The 547-nt window shown below is 47.0% G+C and carries 1 protein-coding gene; it reads left to right on the plus strand.

The genetic code is table 11. The annotated features are described in order from the left end of the window. A partial coding sequence (locus ABE099_RS16715) for a X2-like carbohydrate binding domain-containing protein (protein WP_430032220.1) occupies positions 1-547 on the plus strand: 547 nt, incomplete at both ends.

The following is a 547-nucleotide window of genomic DNA, read 5'->3' on the forward strand; positions in this document are numbered from 1 at the left end:
GATGTAACGGTCAGCTTGACGTTAAATGGCAATGTGTTTAGTGGCATTAAAAACGGGGCAACTCAGCTACAAGCAGGAATCGATTACGAAGTTACAGGTGGCAATGTAGTTACGATAAAGAAAGAATATCTAGCCCAGCAAGGGATAGGGGTAACTAACCTAGACTTTGAATTTAGTGGTGGACAGGCGCAGACGCTTGCAGTAACCGTGAGCGACAGCACGCCACAAAATAGTGGGCTAAGCCCAACGAGCGCGAGCTTTGACAAAAAGGCATCTGCGCAAGCGGATGTAACGGTCAGCTTGACGTTAAATGGCAATGTGTTTAGTGGCATTAAAAACGGGGCAACTCAGCTACAAGCAGGAATCGATTATGAAGTTACAGGTGGCAATGTAGTTACGATAAAGAAAGAATATCTAGCCCAGCAAGGGATAGGTGTAACTAACCTAGACTTTGAATTTAGTGGTGGACAAGCGCAGACGCTTGCAGTAACCGTGAGCGACAGCACGCCACAAAATAGTGGGCTAAGCCCAACCAGCGCGAGCTTTG

The organism is Paenibacillus turicensis (assembly GCF_050461185.1).
GTDB classification, from domain to species: Bacteria; Bacillota; Bacilli; order Paenibacillales; family Paenibacillaceae; genus Fontibacillus; species Fontibacillus turicensis_A.